Origin of the sequence: Blautia sp. HCN-1074 (assembly GCF_037890165.1) — a bacterium.
GTDB lineage: Bacteria > Bacillota > Clostridia > Lachnospirales > Lachnospiraceae > Blautia_A.
Map to the genome: position 1 here is coordinate 16,704 of NZ_JBBKBP010000029.1, position 23,878 is coordinate 40,581.

At 38.8% G+C, this 23,878-nt stretch carries 22 protein-coding genes and 2 riboswitches; of the genes, 4 read left to right on the forward strand and 18 right to left on the reverse strand.

Annotated features, from left to right (window positions below):
- Nucleotides 1–6: 6 nt before the first annotated feature.
- Nucleotides 7–822 (reverse strand): DNA-3-methyladenine glycosylase family protein, encoded by an 816-nt coding sequence (locus WKT11_RS17485; RefSeq protein WP_117845402.1) that lies wholly within the window; start codon nt 820–822, stop codon nt 7–9.
- A gap of 173 nt (nt 823–995) precedes the next feature.
- Here WKT11_RS17485 and WKT11_RS17490 point away from each other — a divergent pair, with 173 nt between their 5' ends.
- The 3 genes from WKT11_RS17490 to thiC all read left to right on the forward strand — a co-directional run bounded on the left by WKT11_RS17490 (nt 996) and on the right by thiC (nt 4,194).
- On the forward strand, nt 996–1,274 hold the full coding sequence (locus WKT11_RS17490; RefSeq protein WP_117676908.1) for a type II toxin-antitoxin system HicB family antitoxin: 279 nt from the start codon (nt 996–998) through the stop codon (nt 1,272–1,274).
- A 143-nt stretch (nt 1,275–1,417) separates the two neighbouring features.
- A complete protein-coding gene (locus WKT11_RS17495) occupies nt 1,418–2,425 on the forward strand; it encodes a fibronectin type III domain-containing protein (RefSeq protein WP_117676909.1) in 1,008 nt (335 codons plus the stop codon).
- Nucleotides 2,426–2,483: 58 nt separating this feature from the next.
- Nucleotides 2,484–2,592, forward strand: a riboswitch (TPP riboswitch).
- A gap of 291 nt (nt 2,593–2,883) precedes the next feature.
- Entirely contained in the window at nt 2,884–4,194 is a 1,311-nt protein-coding gene (thiC, locus tag WKT11_RS17500) for a phosphomethylpyrimidine synthase ThiC (RefSeq protein WP_117676910.1), read from the forward strand.
- A gap of 267 nt (nt 4,195–4,461) precedes the next feature.
- On the opposite strand, the gene WKT11_RS17505 is transcribed toward thiC, so the two are convergent.
- The 7 genes from WKT11_RS17505 to WKT11_RS17535 form a co-directional block, all read right to left on the reverse strand.
- On the reverse strand, nt 4,462–5,046 hold the full coding sequence (locus WKT11_RS17505; RefSeq protein ID WP_340285283.1) for a thiamine phosphate synthase: 585 nt from the start codon (nt 5,044–5,046) through the stop codon (nt 4,462–4,464).
- On the reverse strand, nt 5,027–6,271 hold the full coding sequence (gene thiH, locus WKT11_RS17510) for a 2-iminoacetate synthase ThiH (RefSeq protein ID WP_340285284.1): 1,245 nt from the start codon (nt 6,269–6,271) through the stop codon (nt 5,027–5,029). The genes WKT11_RS17505 and thiH overlap by 20 nt, the downstream gene beginning before the upstream one ends.
- Nucleotides 6,272–6,325: 54 nt before the next feature.
- Nucleotides 6,326–7,129, reverse strand: coding sequence for a thiazole synthase (locus tag WKT11_RS17515; RefSeq protein WP_117676912.1), 804 nt, complete (start codon nt 7,127–7,129; stop codon nt 6,326–6,328).
- 107 nt (nt 7,130–7,236) lie between these two features.
- A complete protein-coding gene (gene thiS / locus WKT11_RS17520) occupies nt 7,237–7,440 on the reverse strand; it encodes a sulfur carrier protein ThiS (RefSeq protein WP_118137620.1) in 204 nt (67 codons plus the stop codon).
- A gap of 345 nt (nt 7,441–7,785) precedes the next feature.
- Nucleotides 7,786–7,894: riboswitch (TPP riboswitch) on the reverse strand.
- Between the two features lie 37 nt (nt 7,895–7,931).
- A complete protein-coding gene (locus WKT11_RS17525) occupies nt 7,932–9,752 on the reverse strand; it encodes a DUF6320 domain-containing protein (RefSeq protein WP_340285285.1) in 1,821 nt (606 codons plus the stop codon).
- A 52-nt stretch (nt 9,753–9,804) separates the two neighbouring features.
- The gene (locus WKT11_RS17530) at nt 9,805–10,740 is read right to left on the reverse strand and encodes an alpha/beta hydrolase (protein ID WP_117845432.1); all 936 of its coding nucleotides are present in this window, start codon (nt 10,738–10,740) and stop codon (nt 9,805–9,807) included.
- A gap of 44 nt (nt 10,741–10,784) precedes the next feature.
- Nucleotides 10,785–11,516, reverse strand: coding sequence for a histidine phosphatase family protein (locus tag WKT11_RS17535; RefSeq protein WP_178762194.1), 732 nt, complete (start codon nt 11,514–11,516; stop codon nt 10,785–10,787).
- 318 nt (nt 11,517–11,834) lie between these two features.
- Between WKT11_RS17535 and WKT11_RS17540 the strand changes: the two genes are divergently transcribed.
- Entirely contained in the window at nt 11,835–12,713 is an 879-nt protein-coding gene (locus WKT11_RS17540; RefSeq protein WP_117676916.1) for an ROK family protein, read from the forward strand.
- Nucleotides 12,714–13,075: 362 nt separating this feature from the next.
- Here the strand turns inward: WKT11_RS17540 and WKT11_RS17545 are convergent, their stop codons facing one another.
- The 10 genes from WKT11_RS17545 to WKT11_RS17590 all read right to left on the reverse strand — a co-directional run bounded on the left by WKT11_RS17545 (nt 13,076) and on the right by WKT11_RS17590 (nt 23,730).
- Nucleotides 13,076–13,993: a dihydrodipicolinate synthase family protein gene (locus WKT11_RS17545; RefSeq protein WP_117676917.1), complete on the reverse strand. Its 918-nt coding sequence runs from the start codon at nt 13,991–13,993 to the stop codon at nt 13,076–13,078.
- 15 nt (nt 13,994–14,008) lie between these two features.
- Nucleotides 14,009–14,497: a YhcH/YjgK/YiaL family protein gene (locus tag WKT11_RS17550; RefSeq protein ID WP_147324778.1), complete on the reverse strand. Its 489-nt coding sequence runs from the start codon at nt 14,495–14,497 to the stop codon at nt 14,009–14,011.
- Nucleotides 14,475–16,088, reverse strand: a complete 1,614-nt coding sequence (locus tag WKT11_RS17555) for an FAD-dependent oxidoreductase (RefSeq protein ID WP_117676919.1) — start codon at nt 16,086–16,088, stop codon at nt 14,475–14,477. The genes WKT11_RS17550 and WKT11_RS17555 overlap by 23 nt, the downstream gene beginning before the upstream one ends.
- Complete coding sequence (locus WKT11_RS17560; protein WP_117676920.1) at nt 16,085–17,101, reverse strand: ABC transporter ATP-binding protein; 1,017 nt, start codon at nt 17,099–17,101, stop codon at nt 16,085–16,087. Before WKT11_RS17560 ends, WKT11_RS17555 begins: the two co-directional genes overlap by 4 nt.
- 1 nt (nt 17,102) lies before the next feature.
- Nucleotides 17,103–18,131: an ABC transporter ATP-binding protein gene (locus WKT11_RS17565; RefSeq protein WP_117676921.1), complete on the reverse strand. Its 1,029-nt coding sequence runs from the start codon at nt 18,129–18,131 to the stop codon at nt 17,103–17,105.
- 12 nt (nt 18,132–18,143) lie between these two features.
- A complete protein-coding gene (locus WKT11_RS17570) occupies nt 18,144–19,040 on the reverse strand; it encodes an ABC transporter permease (RefSeq protein ID WP_242986859.1) in 897 nt (298 codons plus the stop codon).
- 14 nt (nt 19,041–19,054) lie between these two features.
- The gene (locus tag WKT11_RS17575) at nt 19,055–20,014 is read right to left on the reverse strand and encodes an ABC transporter permease (RefSeq protein WP_117676922.1); all 960 of its coding nucleotides are present in this window, start codon (nt 20,012–20,014) and stop codon (nt 19,055–19,057) included.
- 111 nt (nt 20,015–20,125) lie between these two features.
- The gene (locus tag WKT11_RS17580) at nt 20,126–21,685 is read right to left on the reverse strand and encodes an ABC transporter substrate-binding protein (protein ID WP_117676923.1); all 1,560 of its coding nucleotides are present in this window, start codon (nt 21,683–21,685) and stop codon (nt 20,126–20,128) included.
- A gap of 66 nt (nt 21,686–21,751) precedes the next feature.
- Nucleotides 21,752–22,639 (reverse strand): N-acetylneuraminate lyase, encoded by an 888-nt coding sequence (locus tag WKT11_RS17585; RefSeq protein ID WP_117676924.1) that lies wholly within the window; start codon nt 22,637–22,639, stop codon nt 21,752–21,754.
- A gap of 26 nt (nt 22,640–22,665) precedes the next feature.
- On the reverse strand, nt 22,666–23,730 hold the full coding sequence (locus WKT11_RS17590; RefSeq protein ID WP_178762190.1) for a GntR family transcriptional regulator: 1,065 nt from the start codon (nt 23,728–23,730) through the stop codon (nt 22,666–22,668).
- Nucleotides 23,731–23,878 lie beyond the last annotated feature (148 nt).

The window sequence follows — 23,878 nt, forward strand, 5'->3', positions numbered from 1 at the left end:
CCTCCTTTATTTGCTGCTGTTTGTCAGTTCATAATAGAATATATACTGCTGCATCACGCCTCGGAAACCTTTATATCGTCGATTTGGAAATCCACGTTTATAATGAGCATCCAGTGCCTGGCGGATGTGAGTATCGATAGGAAAAGCATCCAGCTGATGCAGTCCAAAAAGGCAGATGCAGTCTGCTACTTTCTCTCCAACCCCATATAGGTTCAGAAGCTCCTTTCGTGCATTTTTATATGTCATGTCATAGATACTCTCTAAAGATATGTCACCAAAAAAGACTTTCCTTGCTGTATCCAGCACATATTTTGCCCGGTACCCCAGATTACACTCCCGCAATTGTTCTTCAGTTGCAGATGCCAGGGCCTGTGCAGTTGGAAATGCATAATATTCTGCACCTGTACTGCTTTCTTTTTTCTCTCCAAATTCCCGGCTGATATTTTCAATACACTTTTTTATTCTTGTAATATTATTCTGCTGTGAAATCAGGAATGATATAATCATCTCCCACAAATCCTGCTGCAGAATACGGATTCCGCTTCCCATCTCACCTGCTGCAGTCAGATATTTATCTCTGGGATTGATTTTCTGTATGTATTCATTATAATCATGATCCAGATCAAAATACCGGATCCAGAAGAAAATAAAATCCTCTTCCGGACAGAAGAAATTGACAATTCCTCTTTCCTGTGTCAGTTCCAGATATTTATCTCCCGCAATAACCCGGTAACGGTCATCACCAATTTGATCCATTCGGAAACACTGCCCGGATCTGCAGATCTGACCCAAATCAAAATTGTCCATTTCTATTGTAAGCATCCCATATCTCCCTCTTACATTTCCGTTTTTTATCCATTATCACTTGCTGAATATATGAATGTATTATATACTATTCTCGGTATAAACGTAAACCAGAATCACAAAAATATCATTCCGTTTACCATACAGAAAAATATAACGTTTCGTTATGACAGAAAGTGAGGAGTTTTTCAATGAAATTTATATATCCTGCGGTTTTCCGCAAAAATGAAGAAGGCAAATATAAAGCATTCTTTCCGGATCTGGAATGCTGTGAAGCAGAAGGCGACACTCTGGATGACGCTATTGACAATGCAAATGAAGCAGCTTATAACTGGATCTATGCAGAAGTAATGGAAGATGAAATGGATCTTCCTGCAATTTCCGATGAATCCGACCTTGATCTTCTGGAAGGTGATATTGTAAGAAATATTCAGGTCAACATCCGTATGTATGACGGCTGGGATGAATAGTCTTATCAACTTGCAATATCAATCAGATTATATCCTGAGCAATAACAGGAAATTACAGAAATCCAACTCCGTTATGTTAAAATATTTTTAACATTAACGGAGTTTTTTTATTATTTTATCGTATTAAAAAGGAGGTCTTTATCATGAAAGCAAGAAGTTTTAAAAAATTTTTCGTAAGCATCGCTCTTAGCGCAATTCTTACATTTTCATCCACCGCTGCTGTTTTTGCAGCAACTGCACAACTTTCACTGGCAGAACAGTCTGCAAATTCAATTCAGGAAGACACAGATACTCCTTCTGTTGATGATTCTGATGCGCAAGCGGCAGCGGCTTCCTATCTTACTTCTGGATCCGGTATCCAACAGGTTGCTGCCTCTGTAAATTCCATAACCGTTCAATGGAGTTCTGTTTCAAATGCTGATAAGTACGCTGTCAGTATCAGCAATTTTAATTCATCATCTTACCGATTTCTGGGATATGTCGGTAATACCCGAAATAAAGTCACGATAAATAAATTAAAAGCCGGTACTGCCTACAACATAAAACTTACTGCCTTAAATTCATCCGGAACAGCAATAAGCTCCCGCACAGCCGGATGCACAACACTTTATACCAGTGTAAATATTAAATCATCTTATGCTGCCGGAAATGGATATACTTTCAATATGGCTACTGTAAATCCTTCAAATTCCATCAGCGGATATAAAGTTATCTATCAAAGCTACGCTTCTAAAAAAGCTGTTACAAAGTACTTTAATACCAGATATTCCTTTACCCTGCCTATGTCCGGAACTGCATTTTATCAGGTGAAAATTTATCCGTACATCATTCTGAATAATAAACGTTATGTAAGTTCTTCAGCTACAACCAGATACGTTGCTACTGGTGTTACACTTCAGAAAGCGGGTAATACAAGCACTTCAATGTCTGTAAAATGGAATAGAATTTCCGGTGCAACAAACTATACTGTTTATATCAAATACCCGGGAAACAGTTCTTTCAAAAAAGTGAATACAACTACTTCCAACTCATTCACTCTTACAGGAATGAAAAAGAATTTCAAATATGGAATTAAAATAATTGCCAATAAAAAAGTCAAGAACAAAACATGGCATTCCTATGCTAAAGTATATAATATGTCTTTAGTTTGACCACTTTGGATCATGAATTGTTATTGACTTTCTCATATCAAAGTGTTACAATGTGAGCAATTAAGACAAGGGGTGCTTGTGTAAGCAGGCTGAGAGTAAGCTGTATCGCTTTAACCCATAACCTGATTTGGATAATGCCAACGTAGGGAAAGTTATAGTTCTTCCGGACTGCAGTATGCTTGTTGGCGTATTGCAGTCTTTCCTTTTTTATCCGAAAAAATCCAGGGAAATTCATAATAATATATAAAAAATATATTTCTTCGGATATTTTTACGTTCATATATTGTCATATAGATCACTTCCCCATCTTAATTATTACGACAGACCGGGGGCACCACTCTCTGTCACATCGCAAAAGTTTACCCGAAAACTTACGAATATGCGCAGGTGCAAGTCCCTGCTATATGCAGGAGGCGCAGTTCATTTAGAAGCCCACAGTGCAGGGCAAGGAGGAAAAAATGACACAGTACACAACACAGATGGACGCAGCGCGTCACGGAATCATCACACCGCAGATGGAAATCGTAGCAGAGAAAGAACATTTTGATGTGGAAGAATTAAGAGAACTGATTGCAAAAGGACAGGTCATTATCCCATGCAATAAGAATCATAAATGCATCAGTCCAAGCGGTGTCGGTGCAAAACTGACTACCAAAATCAATGTAAATTTAGGTGTTTCCAGAGACTGGAAAGACGTTGATATGGAATATGAAAAGGTACATTCTGCAGTAGAAATGGGTGCAGAAGCAATCATGGATCTCAGCTCTTACGGTGACACCAGAAGCTTCCGCCGCAAACTCACTTCCGAATGTCCGGCAATGATCGGCACCGTTCCGATCTATGATGCAGTTGTATATTACCACAAAGCTCTTGGAAAAATCACATCCGAAGAGTGGATTGATATCGTTCGTATGCATGCAGAAGATGGTGTTGATTTCATGACTATCCATTGTGGTATGAATCGTGCAACTGCAGCACGTTTTAAGCAGAATAAACGTCTCATGAATATCGTTTCCAGAGGCGGTTCTATTATGTTCGCATGGATGGAAATGACAGGAAAAGAGAATCCATTCTATGAACATTTTGATGAAATCCTTGATATCTGCAGAGAGTACGATATCACCTTAAGTCTCGGTGATGCATGTCGTCCGGGATGTCTTGCTGATGCAACAGATACTGCCCAGATCGAAGAGCTGATCACTCTTGGCGAACTCACAAAACGTGCATGGGATAAGGATGTTCAGGTTATGATCGAGGGTCCTGGACATATGCCAATGAACCAGATCGCAGCCAATATGGAAATTCAGAAAACACTGTGCCATGGTGCTCCTTTCTATGTACTTGGACCACTCGTAACAGATGTTGCTCCTGGATATGATCACATCACATCTGCAATCGGAGGAGCTATTGCTGCATATTCAGGAGCTGCATTCCTGTGCTATGTAACTCCTGCTGAGCATCTTCGTCTGCCAAATGCAGCTGATGTAAAAGAGGGTATTATTGCAGCTAAAATCGCAGCCCATGCAGCTGATATTGCAAAAGGAATTCCTGGTGCTGCCGATTGGGATTACAAGATGAGCGAAGCCAGAAAACGCCTTGACTGGGAAGAAATGTTCAAACTCAGCATGGATCCGGAGAAAGCAAGACGCTATCGTGCAGAAGCAAAGCCGGAAAAAGAAGATACCTGCAGTATGTGTGGTAACTTCTGTGCTGTAAAGAATACAAATCGTATTCTGGATGGAGAAATCGTTACTATTTTTGATGAATGATTCCTTCTTTTATCAGGAGGGGCTTGTACCCCTCCTGATAAAAGCCACATTTTCGAATTACTTTATTCATTAGTAATCGTCGAATAAATGTGGCTTTTATATTTCTATACACGCATAATTATATCTGAAAAATCCTTATTTTTTATCCATATGATTTCCGTTTATATCACAGAAATAGTCCAAAACTAACACTCTCTTATTTAACCAGATCAAGTAAAATTTCTTCCATTTGTTTCAAATATTCATACAGCTTAATATGTTCTTTTACTATATTTTCATCATATCAGACATAATACACCCACCAGCAGCACCTCGTGCTATCACTTCAGATATCTGCTCTGTTCCTGGATGGATTCCACCTATTGCATACACCGGAATCGTCACAGAATCACAAACATCCCAAAGAAACTTCAGTCCTCTTGGCGGAAGTCCTTTTTTACAATTAGTTGTATAAATGTGACCGGCTGTAAGGTAAGTTGCACCCAATTTCTGTGCTTCCAGGGCATCTTCTACAGAATGAACTGAACATCCAATTCCCCGGAAATTCACAAGTTTTCCTTGGTATTCTTTCAGAAGAAATAACGGAAGATGGATAAAAGGATGTTCCAGTTTTCTGGCTGTATTTATATAAGTATGAAGCATACAGGGAACATCATATTCCCGGCAGATGTTCAATATTTTCTCTGCCAGAAGAAGATATTCTTCCTCCGGCAGATCTTTCTCTCTCAGTATTATTGCTTTAGGATGACAATTGCATACTCTTTCTATCTGCTCCGGAAAAGGACGTTCACACAGAGATCTGTTGGTCACCGCAATCACATTTTTATAAAAATCAGAGGTACACATAATCATTCATAACCGGCTGAAGATTATGATCCAGAAGCGCCTGATAAACCTCATTTACAGATCTTCCGTCAGAAATCTCAAACTGGTCATCTCCTTTATCTTCTATGTCTTCTACATGGCTTCCGATTCCTGTACTTACGCCAGCTGATATCTTTGTTGCCGCGATACTTACCAGATTATCTCTCACACACTCGCATTCCCTTGTAGAAACAGTAATGCTTGCAAATGGCATAAATAATCGATATGCACATACTACCTGAAGCAGCTGTGGCTCATGTACATCCATCGGATTGATTCTGTCATTATTAATGATCGGGCGAAGTCTCGGGCAGGAGAAAGCAATCTCTGCATGAGGGTATTTTCGCTGGAGCAGCCATGCATGATATCCCGTTGCAAAGGCATCTTTCCGGAAATCATCAAGTCCCAGAAGTGCTGCAAATCCTACTCCTCGCATTCCACCTTTTAATGCACGTTCCTGCGCATTCAGACGATATGGAAAAATACGTTTATGTCCTGCCAGATGCAGAGTCTCATACTTATCGGAATTATATGTTTCCTGAAAAACAGTTACATAATCTGCTCCGCATTCATGCAGATACGCATACTCATCAGAGTTCATCGGATATACTTCAAGACCAATAACTTTGAAATATTTTCTTGCAATCTTACATGCTTCTCCAATATATTTTACGTCCGATTTCGCTCTGCTTTCTCCTGTCAGAATCAGAATTTCCTGTAGTCCTGTCTTTGCGATTGCAGACATTTCTTTATCAATTTCTTCTTCATTTAACTGTGCCCTGCGAATCTTGTTATGGCAGTTAAATCCACAATAAATACAATAATTTTCGCAGTAATTAGCGATATAAATCGGTGTAAACATATATACACTGTTTCCAAAATGTTTTCTTGTTTCTATCTGTGCTGCCTGTGCAATCTCTTCCAGCAACGGCAATGCTGCCGGAGAAAGCAATGCCTGAAAATCTTCCAAAGTACGGTTATCATGCGCCAATGCCCTGCGCACATCTGCTGCCGTATATTTATCATAATCATATTCCTGCATTGCGGAGATTACCTGCTCCATTACATCTGACTCTTCCAGAACTTCCATTCCAGGAAGATATTTCATATGATCGATTCTGTTTTTTTTCATGTCCTCCAGAATCACTTCATTTACAATACTTTCATTAAAATGTTCCCCGTGTTCTGGAATTGTTTTTGTTTCTGCTTCCATCTTATATTTCCTCCAAATTTATGTAATATGTTATATATACTAAATAAAAATATCTTAATCATGAAGGAATCCCGTCAGCGGAGAAGATGCACTGCCGCCTTTGTCTAATGTACGGCCAAGACCAGACAGATAAGCACTTCTTCCTGCTTCAATAGCTTTCTTAAATGCTTCTGCCATCACCTGTACATCCCCAGCTGTTGCAATCGCAGTATTTGCCATTACTGCTGAAGCTCCCATCTCCATGGCTTCGCACGCCTGGGAAGGTCTTCCGATTCCTGCATCTACAATGATTGGAAGGTCAATCTCATCAATCAGAATCTGTATAAATTCTTTTGTGCAGAGACCTTTATTTGATCCAATCGGAGAGCCCAGCGGCATGATACAGGCTGCTCCTGCGTTTACCAGATCTCTTGCAACATTTAAATCAGGATACATATATGGCATTACCACAAAGCCTTCTTTTGCAAGAATCTCTGTTGCTTTGATTGTCTCATAATTATCCGGAAGAAGATATTTAGAATCATGCATAACTTCAATCTTTACGAAATCTCCGCATCCGATCTCTCTTGATAATCTGGCGATACGGACTGCCTCCTGTGCATTTCTTGCTCCTGATGTGTTCGGAAGCAAGGTCACATTCTTTGGAATATAATCCAGAATATTTGCAAGTCCGCCTTCATTTGCGCGACGTAAAGCCAGTGTAATAATCTGTGCATCCGCTTTTTCGATACATGCTTTCACCAGATCCAGTGAAAATTTACCTGATCCCAGAATAAAACGGGAGGTAAATTCATGTCCTCCTAAAACTAATTTGTCCTCGTATTTCTTTTCATTATTTGTGTTTGCAATTGTACTCATTATTTATGTCCTTCTTTCCTGAAATATCATAGTTGTTTAACCGAATCAAGTAAGTCCCCTGCGGAGGTTGCGAAGAGCAATAAGCAGTGGGTGGGGACTTACTTGTATCAGCAGCTTCCGCCACCCATAAAGCTTACTATTTCCATTACGTCTCCATCCTTCAAAACAGTGCTCACATACTCTGTTTTTGGCAGAATTTCTTCATTTAACTCTACTGCGATCTGACTGATCACATATCCATTCTGTTCCAGATATTCTTTCACAGAAAATACACCCGGCAGTTCTTTTTTCGTTCCGTTTACTGTAAACATGTTCCTCTCCTTTTCCGGAAATAAATGGGAGTAAAACAGACATTTTTCCATATTTTCATATCAACGGAACAATATGGAAGAATTTCCAATAGTATAAAAAAGGAGTCCACAAAAGAATGTACCCGCGGTGGTGCACCCCTTCATGAACTCTGTTCACTCTCATTTTTCCAATATTCAATTCAAGTCTACCAACAAGTTGTTTTCTCTTGTTGATACACTATAGCAATTCCACAAAATAATGCAAATTGCTGTAGTTACTGTTCATTTTATATTCGGTAACTACTCCTGTTTCAGATAGATATCATATAGCCACATAAAAAAGGAGATACCAAAGTATCTCCCGTAAATTCACTATCATATACGTTCCTACGTTGGCATTATCCAAATCAGGTATAAGGGTCGAAGTTGATGACTTCCTCTCAGCCTGCTGTCACAAGCTCCCCTGTTCTTTTACAGTAATAAAGTATAATATTTTGCAGTCCACATGTCAACTACATTCTAAGTTTTTTATGAAACTCCTGCAGAGTATCTTTGAGACAGAAAATAAATAATGCCGCCACAGTGAGAAAACTAATCCCCGCACAGACAACCGAAGGATATACCAATCTCACAATTCCCGTCCATACAAGAACTATTGGAATCAGTCCCGCAACACCTGCCTGAACAAGATAAAACAGGTATTCTTCCCGTTCCAGACGGTTCACTTTTGCAATTACAGGAATGGAAAACTGTACCGCCAATGCCCCAAAAGGAAGAACAAAATCTACAGACCAGCCTCTCCATCCGATAAACCAATCCCAAAAAATTGCTATCACAGATATGATCAACAGCTGCCACATTTCATTCTTAAGAATGTTCCTTCTTTTAAAATATGCTACCATAACTACCAGCCAGGCACAGGCACATCCCGCCCCTGCAAACCAGAACCAGTTTAACATACCGGTGGTCATAAAATTAATCATCCCACAGACCACTGCTATCGCCAGACACAGAAAACTGAAAGTCTGAACAATTCTCTGGTTCTCTTTCTTCTCCAGTTTCTGTTTCTCTCCATATCCTGGAAATTCATTCTTCAGTTCCCGATGAGCAACTTGTTCTTCACCAAGCATTCTCTGAAAATTTCTCTGAATACTGTCATCCGGTATCTTGGAAGTAAATCCCACAACCATTTCATCTCCATAAGAACAGGAACATATCTGGAGTGAATTGGGACTGGCAAATATCCCAAAATGCTGAATGTATTCTTTATACTCTTCCGGAAGACGGATAATACCAATATTAGAATAAACTGCAGTAATACTTCTGCTTCCCAGATTAGCGCCTATCATCAGGAAATATTTCTTAATCTCCAGCGGAACAGCTCTCACAAAAGGATTCTTTTCGATTCTTACATAGCCATTCATATGCATGGCAATTTTATCTTTCACAAGTTCCTGCTCAAACTGCCTTTTTACATCTGCTACTACTTCTTCAAAGGTTGTTGTTTCTGAAAATGTATATCCGACTTCAATCCAGCCAAAGAAGTTTGTCATGGACTGAGATGGAAAATAATTTCTCAGATTCACCGGTATCATTAATGTTACCGGTCGTTTCTGCTGGTTTTTCGGAATTTCTTCTCTGATAGAACATAACATCATTGCAGTTAACAATACTGTGATAGAAGCACCATAAGAACGCGCCTTCTGATGAATATCCTTCACCGAAAGAACCACCTCTGTGATATGCATATCTGAATGAACCAACTTCTCACCTTTCAGCTTCACTGCTGTCTCTTTCTTCTCTTTATTCTTTGGCATATCGGAAGAATAATACTGCGAAAAACTGTCCTCTTCTTTATCTCCATGAGTGACTTCTTCTGCATTTTCTATTCGCGGAATATCGTCCTGCGGATGAGCCAGAATAAGATAATTCTGCACCAATTCCTGCAAAAAATGCATTGCTCCGGTGCCGTCTGTCAATGCATGAAACACCTCGAAGTTAATCCTGTCTTTATCATAAGTCACCTGAAATAAAAGAGATTTTTTATCCGGAATATACAGGCGGCTGCATGGCGGTTCTGTCTCCTGTTTTACAACCGCTCTGATATCTCTGTGTTCCAGATAAAACCAGAACAATCCTTTTCGCAAAACCGCCTGAAATAATGGATATTTCTCCATTGTCTGATCCAGCGCGGATTGAAGAATTTCTCCGTCGACCTTTTCTTTTAACTGACAGTAAAAACGAAATACTCTGGTATCATTTTTTCCGCTTACCAGTGGAAATGCCAGTGCTGCATTATCCAGTTTTCTCCATTTTGAATATCCTGTATCCATAGTTTTCCTGCTTTCTTTCTCATTATCCTCTTTCGTCACTTACTTAATTCGATTAAAGGATTTTCTCATAACTTTTATTCAAAAATCCATTAATATACTGGAAGCTTTCCTGTACATGCAGAAACTTAATCCCCAGTGCAAAAAATCCATGAAACGCTCCGTGAATTCTATAAACTTCCACATGATTTCCTGCCGCCTGAAGCTTTCTTCCATATACTTCCCCTTCGTCTCTGAGAGGATCATATTCTGCTGTAAGAATTAATGTTTCCGGCAGATTTCTCAGATTTTTTTCAAGAATCGGCGCAAAGTATGGGTTCTGTCTGTCCTCTGCTGTCCTTTGATAAAGAGTAAGGTAATCCTCCATTTTTACCGCTGTCAGCAGATAATCACTGCCATTTTCATGTACTGATCTGTATGGTGATTCCTCTGTATAACAGTTTCCCAATGCCGGATAGATAAGTATCTGCCGGCGCGGTGTAAACTCACCTCTGTCTCTCGCCATCAGACACACTGCCGCAGTCAGATTTCCACCCGCACTGTCACCGATGATCGTAATCTTCTCGGGGTCTGTATTCAGAATCAGCTGGTTCATATAAAGCGCTTTTGCCGCAGCATAACAATCCTCCAATGGAATCGGAAATTTATGTTCCGGCGCCAGCCTGTATTCTACGGAAACCACGATATGTGCAGTTGCCTGAGCCATTCTGGAGCAGACACGATCATAATTCTCTACACTCTCAGTTACCCAGCCTCCGCCATGGAAGAACAGCAGAATTGGAAAGGTATTTCCTTCCACAATCCCTGCCTGCATCGCTTCCTCCGTCGGAAAATACAATCTGATCGGTACTTCATAATCGCCATTATAAACTTTGGCATCCAGTTTTTTCAAAAAAATACGTGTGGCATCCAACTGTTTCAGGTCTGCCATTTTTCTGGAATTTTCTACCTCTATATTTCCATAGGAAAGTGTATGCAAAATTGCTTTCATTGTCTTTGATATCAATATTTTTATTTCCTTTCTACCATATATATTCAGTCGTGGCGCTCCTCTTTATTATCATATGTTTCACAAAATCTGGCAGCAAATGCCGGTGGTTCATCATGTGCATAAAGATGTGAAATATCACCAAATGCACTGATACGGAAGCTCGCAATTCCTTCTCTTCGCTCCTCGGTATTTATTGTTGTAACAGAACTTGGTGCAGCACAAAATCCATGCCACATCACCATCGGAGACACACTTAACAGATGGCTAAGTAACACACACTCCAACCCAAAATGGCAGAAAAATACCAGTGTATCATTATTTGCCTTCTCAGCTCTATAGTAATGTCCCTCCCGCACATATCCATGAGACGCCAGAAGTTCATCAAACTTTCCCGTCACATAGTCATAATAGCCTTTTGCATCCGCTTTCTGTAATCTTTCGTTTTCAAACCAGTGGTCATACTGATAAAATCGCTCGTCCTTCGTCCAGTCCTGCGGAAGCCAGTCCCATAAGATAATCTTTCGGTCTGTAACATCAGGACGGTCGATCAGAACGTCAAACTCTCTCAGCCAGTCACATTCTACAGCGGTGCGATTCATCTTTTTCAAGGTCAGAGAAGCGGTGTCTTTTGCTCTTCCAAGTGGAGAAACATAGAACTCTTTTACATCAAACTTTGACAATTTTTCTGAGAGATATTCTACCTCTTTCCATCCTTTCTCAGTAAGTGAATCAATCGAATAATCCGGATCTCCATGTCGTACGATTATTAATCTCATTTGTATTTCCCTTTCTTGCACTCTCTATCGCATATGATAGTTTATTTTTATTATATATCACAGGGCTTTATATTCCAATATCCCAAGTTGTTTATTCTTTATCAAAATGCTTTCATATTTATTGGCATATTTTTTTCTATCATTCCGCTATATTCTTAATCATTCTCACTATTCGCATAAAAATAGTTTTTTAAGATATTATTTTTTGAAACTTTTCTTCCTTTTTGATGATTTTACTATTATCATATGGTATACTGAATCTATAATAAAACGCAATTTTACAGTAACATTATTATCTATAATCGAAAGGAAAAAATCATGAAAATTCTGGTCTTTGACATCGGTGGAACCGCAATCAAATACGGTATCTGCCAGAGCGGAAAACTCTTGTCAATTAACGAATGTCCTACTGAGGCATATAAGGGCGGACCACATATTCTGCAAACCATTTGTAGTCTCGCCGAACACTCTCTCCCATTTGATGCCATCGGAATTAGTACTGCTGGTCAGGTCAATCCGCAGGAAGGTTCTATTATTTATGCTAACAGCAATATTCCTAATTATACCGGCACACAATTCCAGAAAATCCTGCAGGAACGTTTTCATGTTCCTGTTGCTGTAGAAAATGATGTTAACAGTGCAGCACTCGGAGAGGCCATTTTTGGTGCAGGAAAGGGAAATCATTCTTTTCTGTGCCTTACATATGGAACCGGAATTGGAGGTGCTATTATTGAAAATGGGAAAATTTATCATGGTTCTTCTTTCTCAGCTGGAGAGTTTGGTGCTATTACCACTCATGCAGAAGAAAAGCTTACCAGTACTGACCCATTTGATGGATGTTACGAACGCTACGCTTCTGCCACTGCACTTATCAAAATGGTTTCTTCCGTTGATTCATCGCTTACCAACGGACGCCAGATTTTTGCGAATCTTGAACGACCAGAAATTAAAACTGTTGTAAATAAATGGATTGATGAAATCGTACTGGGACTTGCTACACTAATTCATATTTTTAATCCTTCCTGCATTATTCTCGGAGGTGGTATCATGGTTCAGCCTTATATTCTTAAACAGATTCACACACGAATCCCTCAGATGATAATGTCCAGCTTTACACATGTAGAGATTTTCAGTGCACAACTTGGTAACTCCGCGGGGCTTCTTGGCGCTTATTATTTAGCTTCTCAGAAATTATAAAATTATTATACAATCATGACCATCGGCTTAGCCGGTGGTTTATTTTGCTTCTGCAAGTTTTATTATCGATACTGGCATCTAAAAACTCATTGAAATAAGTTATTCACTCGCAACATCAATTCCCTGCTAATCTCTTTCGAAATCCATCTTTGGATCAGCAGTGCTTCGTCTATTTGCCACACCCCTAACCGTTTTATTGATGATGTTCAGGCACTTTTTCCATATCAAATATCACAGTTCTTATGATGGTTCACATTGTTTTCCCCAACTTCACAATGTTAAACAGAGGCATATCCGACAAAAAGGGTTACCTCTTAGCCTATATCTGCCTCAGGTAACCCTCTCTTTAAAATTCTTTTTAATCAACAAAATTTCTTGATTGCTTCATCAATCATAGATGCGCATTTTTTTATCTGTTTCATATCTTCAGGAATAATTTCCGGCAACGGTTTACGTACTCCTCCAATATTCAGATTTTCACGAATACGAAGAATTTCTTTTATTACTGCATACATATTTCCATGACAACTGCACATTCCATAGATAATTTCATCAGCAGCATACTGAATTTCCCTGGCTTCTTCAATCTTCCCCACATCTGTAAGTTCTTTAATCCTAAGATACAATTCCGGCATCACACCATAAGTACCTCCAATCCCTCCATCTGCGCCCATCGCCAGCCCAGATACAAGCTGCTCATCCGGTCCATTAAAGACCACAAAACCCTTTCCACCCTCCATTTTAAACATTTGAATGTCCTGTACCGGCATAGAACTATTCTTAACAGCTGCTACTCTAGGATTTTTCTTCATCTCACGGAACAAAGGCATTGTAAGAGCTACTCCAGCCAGCTGTGGGATATTATAAATAACGAAATCAGTGTCTGGTGCCGCACTGGAAATATCATTCCAATACTCTGCAATCGCATATTCCGGTAGATGAAAATAAATAGGAGGAATCGCTGCAATTGCATCTACACCCAGAGCCTGCGCATGAGCTGCAAGTTTCTTACTGTCTGAAGTATTATTACAAGCTACATGAGCAATCACGGTAAGTTTTCCCTCAGCCGCCTTCATCACATGCTCCAGAACAATTTTTCTCTCCTCAACGCTCTGGTAAATACATTCTCCTGAAGAACCTCCAACATAAACTCCTTTCACACCTTTTTCAATCAAATGCTTAGTCAATGTCTCCACTCTTTCAGGGCTGATTTCTCCATCATCCTCATAGCACGCATAAAACGCCGGAATAATTCCCTGATATTTTGTGATATCCTTCATTTTATTATCCTCCTGTTATTTTATTTTAATTTTAAAAACCAGCTTATCAACATCACTATTTTCAGTATTTTTTACTTTTACCATATGAACATCCTCCGGAAACACAATTAATACTTTTGCATTATCCATCAAAACCCATGTCGTCACCTTACCATCATATCCAACAAAATCTTTTTCCTCATCCCTTTCTGTCTCAGAAAGATCTTCACAATTGCTTATACCAATTTTTTCATTTCCGCTCAACAAAATATGCATATCTGCATATCTGATATGTCCTTCCCACGAGGCATCTTTCTCCTCTACAGTCTGATAGCAAAAGTGATTTACAAATACTTCATCTTGATCTATCACCGTTTTTCCTTTCCCTAAATCATTTAAATCATATTCCCTAAGAAAACGAATCGCTGTATCAAGATTCTTTGAAATCCCCAAATAAGTCTCTATATTCTTAATCTTCGTATAAATCATATTAGATCTCCCCCTATCTTCTGACTGTTTTATCAAACCATGCTTCTACTTCTCCGTTTACCGCTCTGATTCTAATTGGAAAATTCATATTTACATTTTTGTCTGGATAATCCATTCGAAAGTGGCTTCCTCTGCTTTCTTCTCGAAGTAATTCTGCTTTCAGTACGCAAAGGGCTGTGTTTATCTGTGCCTGTACTACTTGAGTCTTAGCACAAATTTCATCAGATTTACTCCCTGTACCCTGCCCACAGCCACATCTTAGTCTTTCTTTGAGTCTTTCCATTTCTGCTATTCCCTGATTCAGATCATGTTGATTTCTTTCCGGAAAAGAACTCGTGTCCATGATTTCGCGAATTTTTCTTGTTATTTCTAGCACATTATCATTTCCTTTCGGTTCAACTATCACATATCCCCTTGATGACAATTTACCAGACTGTGCCGCATATTCTCCTGCCGCTTTACCAAAAACAATTCCATTAGCTGTAGAGAGACCACCAATTCTGTTTGCACCATGCATCCCTCCCGTGATTTCACCTGCTGCATATAACCCAGGTACACCTGTATATCCATATGAATCAATACAGATTCCTCCATTTGAAGCATGCGCAAACATTCCAATTTTGATAATATCCTTTACTGTCATTCCATATTTCTGATGTAGCCATTCAAAATATGTTTTACTAAATTCAGGCATATTTTTTTCAATATCAGAGCGATATCTAAGTCGTATTCCTCCATGATATCGTTCGCTTAATATCGCAAAATCAATTCCATAATCTCCCAGACTGTATGTAAACGGTCCATGCGTGGAACGTCTGATATATAAGTCTCTATTCTCGTCAAAGAGCGTTTCACCATTAGCATTCAATAATTCAGACCATTGAAACGCTTTCTCATTAAAAACAGTTCCGAAAGCAGGTTCTATATATCCCGGCATAAACTGCTGAAATTCCAGATTTACAGCCTGCGCTCCCACCTTCAGTGCCACCCAATGGCAAAAAGAAGAAACATCTTCTGTTGTCAATCTGCTTTGATATAATCCCGAAAGCCCTCCTGTTGCCAATACAACAGAGCCACTTTTAATCCACATGATTCGTTTCTGATGATATACGATTGCACCATCTATCCGCTGTCCAATCTCTGTTAGATCCAACAAAACAGTATTAGAAAGAATCCTCACATTCTTATCTATTAAGCGTTTTCCAAAAAAAATTTTTATTGCTTCTTTCGAAAGCCCCATCCAATGCCTGTGTTTTCTGTCAAAGCACGGAATAAATTCAGACTGTTGCTTGTCTCTGGCTTCCATTGGTATCAGTCCATTTCTTCTCAGAGATTCTATTCCCGGATCTATTCCATTCACAAATGCCTCTACCAACAACGGATCCGCCATTCCCTCTCCGACAATCTGAATGGATTCTGCCAAATCTTTTTTATCATTCTCTCCATCTGGTGCAATCAGTCCAAATCCCCACGTGCCCGGATAAAAGCTCGCGCCTGAAAACAATTCTCCCTGGCTGATAAGAATCACTCGGGCACCTTTTTCAGATGCCGCATCTGCTGCCTGAAGTCCTGCAATCCCTGATCCGACTATTAGTACATCACATTGCAACTCTGATTCTAATTTCATTTTTCCCCCTTAGTTTTCTCATCCTGATAAAGGAAACACGAAACCATATGTCCCATTTCTCCATGTGATTGTAATTTGGGTTCCTGTTTTTTACATATTTCCATGCAGTGAGGACACCGATTATGAAATGCACACCCGGATGGTTTATGAATAGGACTTGGAACTTCCCCTCCGAGTACCTCTCTTTTCTTTTTTCTATGAATATCCGGAACAGGAATTGCCGAAAGGAGAGCCCGTGTGTATGGATGAAGCGGATTATCATACAAAGCTCTATTATCCGCGATTTCCACGACTTTTCCCAGATACATAACCGCAATTCTATCTGACATATACTGGACAACACTTAAATCGTGTGCTATAAACAAATATGTCAGTCTCATTTCCATCTGAATATCCTTCATCAAATTTAATACCTGTGCCTGAATTGATACATCCAAAGCAGATACCGGTTCATCACAGATCAACACCTCCGGTAACACTTCCAAAGCTCTGGCAATGCAAAGTCTCTGTCTCTGTCCACCGGAAAATTCATGTGGATAACGCATAAGATAATCCGGTTGGATGTTGACCATTGATAAAACCTGCCGCATTCTTGCCTCTCGCTCTTCTTGCAAACTCATTCCATGCACTTTCAGCGGTTCCTCAAATGATGTGTATATTTTTTTCTGAGGGTTCAAGGCAGAATACGGATCCTGAAAAACCATCTGTACTTTTCTTCTGAAGTCAAACATCTCTTTTTTATTGAAAGCCGTAATATCTCTGAATTCATTGTCATAATTGAAAAACACATGACCCCCTGTGGCATGTTCCAACATCATAAGCGTTTTACCAAGTGTAGACTTTCCACATCCTGATTCGCCTACAATCCCCAGCGTTTCGCCTTTATAAACTTCAATATCAACTCCATCCACTGCCTTCACATGTCCTACAACTTTTTTAAACGGTCCCTTGGTAATCGGAAACCATGTCTGAAGATTTTCCGCTCTAAAAATAACTTCTTTTTTTTCATTCATATCAGTTTACCTCCGGATAATCTTTATATTTCAGACAACGTACATGATGTCCTGATGAGACTTCAAATAACGGAATGTCTTTCTCTCTACACTCGTCACAGCACTGATCACATCGGTCCGCAAATTCACAACCGCCTTTTAAATCTGCCGGATTAGGTGTAGAACCAGGAATCGTCTCCAGCTTCTGTCCATCTGCAAGCCCCAGAACAGGAACGCTCCGAAGCAATGCTTTGGTATATGGATGAGAAGTTCTGTCAAAAATATCTTCCAAAGTACCAAACTCTACAATTCTTCCCATATACATTACACAGACCTCATCCGCCATTTCTGCTACAAGTCCCATATTGTGAGTGATCAATACAATGGATTTTCCTTCCTGCATCTGCATAGATTTTAACAGTTCCATGATCTGAGCCTGTATAGTAACATCCAATGCAGTTGTAGGTTCATCGCAAATAATCAATTCCGGATTACAGATCATAGCAATTGCGATGACAACCCTCTGCTTCATTCCTCCCGAAAACTGATGCGGATAACTATTGATTCTCTCTTCAGGATCCGGGATTCCAAGCTTATTAAAAATTTCCAGTACTTTTTGTCTGGCTTCTTTTTTCGTCATACCCTTATTATGCTGCAACAACCCTTCTGCTACCTGATCCCCTACTTTATATACAGGATTCAAGCTTGACATAGGATCCTGAAAAACCATGCTCATCTCCGGTCCTCTCAAACTCCTCATCTCCGGTCCATTCGGATTTTTATACTGTTCCAGATGATATTCTTTTACTATGCCATCGTGCAATGCATTATATTGAACTTTATCTGCATGAATTACAGCATTTCTTCCAAGAAATCTCATGATAGAATTCATAGTCACACTCTTTCCACATCCAGACTCTCCTACCACAGCAAGTGCATGACCTCTTTTCAATTGAAACGAAACATTCTTTACAATTTTTACTTCTTTACGGTCTGATACAAAACTGGTATTTAAATTCTTTACATCTAATATTATTTCCTTATTATTCATCCGGGTTTCCTCCTACTGTTGTTTTGCATCAAGTACGTCTCGAAGGCCATCTCCCAAAAAATTGATTGCAAGTACAAACAATGTAATTGCAAGTCCCGGGAACACCCATATCCACCATTGATTTGTAACTACAGATACACTCTTTGCCGCATTTAATATGTTTCCCCAGGTCGGAGTTTGATCTGAAATTCCAAGCCCTATAAAACTCAACGTTGCCTCCTGAAGAATATATACAGCCACATTAGTCGTCGTAGATACAATAATCGGAGTCATTACATTTGGCAAAATCTGTTTAAACATAATATTAATTCTGTTCATTCCAAAAGCTTCACAGACTTTTACATAAGTCTCTGACTTTATACTCATGAACTCATTTCTTACCATACGGAAAGTAGTCATCCATCCTGTAAATGTAAAAATCATAATAATGTTTGTCATTCCTCTGGTCCCTGAAATCGCAACCAACATCATAACCAATACAAGCTGTGGAAAAGTCTGAAATAATTCTGATATTCTCACCAGAAGCTTATCTGCCTTCCCTCCGAAATATCCCGCAATCGCACCAAGAACCGCCCCAATAATACCAGACATCACAGAAGAAAATACACCGATAAAAATAGAATAACAGCCTCCATATAATACCCTCGCAAACAAATCCCTTCCAATTGTGTCTGTTCCAAAAATATGTCCTTCCGTACCTGGTGCCACCTTCATATTTCTAAGATCTGGCGTAGAATAATTTAACTTTAATACCACACTCATGATACTGGCTATAATCATTACTACCACAATAACCAGTCCTAAAACCGCCAGTTTATTTCTCAGAAATTTACGAATATTTTTCTTCATCAATGAGGAGGCAGCACTTTTATTCTGTTCTTTAATACTTACCGTTTTTATATTATCCATAGCAACCTCCTTAACTATTCACTCAGTCTTACTCTCGGATCAAGAAGAGCATTCATAACATCTACCATAAACGAACAGATTAGCATTACAGCTGCAATAATCAGAGTAATAACCATAACTGTCGGATAATCATTTGATACGATCGCATTCGTCATTGTTAATCCAATACCAGGATATGAAAACACCGATTCAATAACAACAGAACCACCAATGAGTACTGGAATTCTAAACATAACAATAATCAGAACAGGTTTCATTGCGTTTCTAAATCCATGTTTCATATAAACTTTATACTCTGGAATTCCCTTCGATCTGGCTGTCCGAATATAATCACTATTCATTACATCCAACATTGTATTTCTTGCATAACGCATCAACACTGCAACCATACCAATTGTCAAAGTCAACACTGGCAAAAACAGATGTATAAACGCATCCCATATTTTATTCGTCGCATCTGGACTGACTCGATTCGCTGAAGGAAACCAGCCAAGTTTAATAGAAAAAATCTGAATCAGAATAATGCCGACTAAAAACTGTGGCACAGCCTGTCCCAGTACTGCAAAAATCCTTCCAATATAGTCTACTATACCATTTTGTCTGGCTGCACTGATGATTCCAATTGCTACTCCAATAACCGTACTGAATACCAGCGCATACCCCGACAATTCCAATGTATATGGCAGTCTGACAGCTACAATAGATGCAATACTCTGTCCACTAAACGAATATCCGAGATCTCCGGTAACAATTTGTTTCAGCCAGTTAAAATATTGAACGATTAGAGGATCATTCAATCCCAAGCTTTCTCTGAGTTCTGCAACAATTTCCGGCGATTGTGCCTGTACTTCCATGCTCACCATATAAGTAATAGGATCAATTCCTGTAGCTCTTAATCCCAGAAAAACTATAAGACTAATCACAAGGAGCATCGGAATCATCTGCAGTAATTTTTTTAATATATATTTAACCATGTGTTCGCTCCAATCTGTCAAAGATAAAAGAAGGGAATTGCAGATTACTGCAAATTCCCCTCTCCAGTAAACCGTTTTACTTACATAAATGCGGTTTTAGTCAAATGCAAATCATTTTACATTCCAGTCTACATAATCTATATCACATGTATACAGCGGATTACAGAATTCTACACCCTCCGGCAATTCCACATTATCACTGAGGTATACATAATTACCTACGGTAAATAACGGAACTTTATATAAATTTTCCTGTTCCAAAGTTTGCAGAGTATTTAATGCCGCATCTCTGTCCTCCTGTGTAGTAGCTGCGCTTAATGCAGAAACTGCTTCATCAAACTGTGTATCTCCTCCGAAAATGTTGGCAAAAGTTGCACTATTGCTCATATATTCTGCATACCATTCATTCAAAGAGAAACTACTTAATCCCTTAAAACCGATATCATAATCTCTGGTTGTAAATAAATCTGTTGTCCCATCATTAGATAAGGTAGCTTCTACGGTAAGTCCCGCCTGTTCCAGATAGTATACAATTGTATTAATCAAATCAATGCTAGTTTGATCGTTATTATAATAACAGATCTTTAAGGTACGACTCATATCATATCCAGAAGCTTCTAAATCTGCCTTTCCTTGTTCCGCATCAAAGGTATATTCAAATCCATTGTAAGCCTCATCGCTATTCGGAACACCGCTATTAAGTACTGTTGCGTTCGGGTAAAGGGTTGCCAGTGTTGCTCTATCAATACATTCAATTAACGCTTTTCTTACATCGACCGACTGCATTGCTTCATTTTCTTTCCCGTCAATCCCCTTCATATTAAAGATAAAGTACTTATAGAAAAGCACATCTACCGGGATAGAAGTATAATTATCCAGGCTTGCCATTCCATCTACCAGATCAGAAGCATTTCCATAAAGGAAATCAGCAGAACCGGACTGTGCTGCGGTCAGGAAATCAGATACAAAGGAAACTGTAACATTTTGAATTTTAGGAGCCGTTCCCTCATAATTTGGATTTGGAACAAGTGTGAAATAATTACCCACATTAAATTCTCCTACCATATAATATCCTGATGTTACAGGATTTGTCCAATAAGAACAGGAATCTACAGATTCTCCATCTTCGTTTTCCAGACAATGTTTAGGTAAAATAGAAAACTGTGCCAAAATATCTTTCATCTGAGCATATGGAGTGCTTAATACCATTGTGATCACATTTCCGTCTGATGTAAGTTCTGTTATATTTCCAAAAGCCGCAGAATAAATACTGTTCTTTCTGGTTGCTTCCTGAACCATATTAATAGACCATATAACATCATCTGCTGTGATTGCTTCTCCGTCAGACCATTTCAGCCCATCTTTTAAAGTAATCGTATAAGTAAGTCCATCTTCACTCATATCTACACTTTCCGCCAGATCAGGACCTGTTTCCTGAAGTGAACTGTCAGCAATCAGAAGAGAACGAAACATCAAAGAAGTGGCAAGATTATGGTTCATCCATGGCGTTGGAACTCTATCATCTGTCGTAGAACCATCATTTGTAGATAAGACCAGTTTCAATGTATTACTATCAGAAGAAGCATCTGCAGCATATACAGACATTGCTGAACCCATTGTTGCTATTGCCATTGATAATGCAAGTGTCGTAGCTAAAATTTTTTTCTTCATTAAAAAATCCTCCTTTTATGTACATTATTTTATTAAGTTCTTACTACTTTCTCTTTCCCAGAGTTTTTAACGATTTGGAACGATTACTTCTTTATATATTTTCTGAAGTTCTCTTTTTCCCTCTTCAGTCATCGGAGCAAATGGTCTGCGAACCCCATGAAATGCAAAACCATCCATCTCCAAAATCTCCTTCACCGATGCAAATACCCCATATTTACATATCACCTTTATAACCTGATTCAGTTTTTCTTGGAACTTATGTGTTTTTGCAATATCACCCGAAACAAAAGCATCATAAACTTTATGCGCCAGTTCAGGCATACAATTATATGTGCTTCCTATTCCTCCATCCGCTCCCATAATTAATCCCGCCGACAACATTTCATCAAACCCATTCCATACTACCAGCTCCGGATGAAGGGTCTTAATCTGCTCCAAAAGAAACATATCAGAACTGGTAAATTTTACTCCTATAAGATTTTTATTCTGCTTCAATTTTTCCAAAATCTCTTCTGTAAGAGAAAATCCTGAAAAATTTGGAAAATTATATATAAACATAGGTAATCCGGTTGCAGACATAATGTCCTGATAATATTGTATGATTTCCTGCTCGCTGAATTTATAATAAAACGGACTGATAGCCGACACTGCATCTGCTCCACATTTTTCTGCATTTTTTGCATAACCAATTGCCTGATCTGTAGAAATAGCTCCCACATGGCAGATTACTTTTTTTCGTCCTGCATTTGCCTCGACAACCGCTTTAATAATGTTATTTCGTTCCTCTTCTGAAAGTAGAAATGCTTCTGCAGTACTTCCATTGACATAAAATCCATCCAGGCCCTTTTCAATCAGGTAGTTTACAAGCTTTTGCAACTCTTTATAGTCAACTTTTCCTTCTGATGTATAGGGAGTTACCAACGCTGCATAAATTCCGTGATATTCTGCATTCATTTAACCTTCTCCTCCTTTTTTAGAATTTATAGTTCTCCTTTTCCAAGGCAACTTTCTCTTTCTACTATAGTAGGCTGATATAGATATTCATTAAAATTAGAATTCAACTTTTCACCAATTATAAGTTTCACTAATATTTCTGCGGATTTTTCTCCAATCTCCAAGCTCTTAAACGATACAGATGTAATCGGTGGATGATTCATAGAAGCATAAATATTATTATCATATCCTATAATTCCTACATCCTTAGAAACGCTCATTCCCATGTCTTGTACAGCCCTGCAAACATCTACTGCTACTTTATCATTAAAGCAAAAAACTGCATCTGGCTTTTTCTCTCCCTGCAGCAGCTTTTTCATGTTATTATATGAAGCACATTTTTGATCTTCATAAGGAATAACAATCATACTGCGGTCTATTTCATATCCCTTTTCCATCAGCGCACTTATATAACCCTGACATCGTTCAATACTTACGCTATACATAGTTTCTGCGATATATGCAATTGAACGATATCCTTTGGAAATTAGATGTTTTGTTGCGATATATCCACCATAAAAATCATTCGAACGAACTGTTGGTGCATGTATTCCTTCCACCGAACGATTACATAATACAAAAGGAATATTGGACTTCAATAAAGTTCCATAAAGAATATTACTCACTTCCACATTATATGAGATAATAGGAACAATAATAAATCCACTTACTCCCGAAAGAAGAAGTCGTTCTATATAACATCTTTGTTTCTCCGGATTATTGTCCGAATTGCACAAAATAATATTAGCTCCATGCCGACAAGCTATATTCTCTATCCCCCTAGTCAATAACGAATAAATGTCCTCACTGATACTCGGAACAATTACACCCCAGTTTTCCACTGTGTCAATTTTTCCCTTGAGAATACCTATCGCATAAGTTCCGCTTCCAGATTTCGAATATACAATACCTTCTTTCTCAAGTTCCTGCATCGCCCTGTCTAATGTTGTTCTTGTTGTCTCTAATTTTTCACAAAGCTTCGGTCTGGATGGAAGCGGTTTACCCGGTTCCATTTCTGCTATAATTTTAATTAATTCTTCTTTTATTTCCAAATACCTTTTCATAGTTATTGTGTATTTTGTATGTTTTTATCTGTTTTTTATCTTAGTTTCTGTATATATTAACCATATTTTATAGTGCCTGTTTGTTTTTGTCAATATATTCAAGGTAAAACGGGCAGGTTTTCAGATAATACGGGCA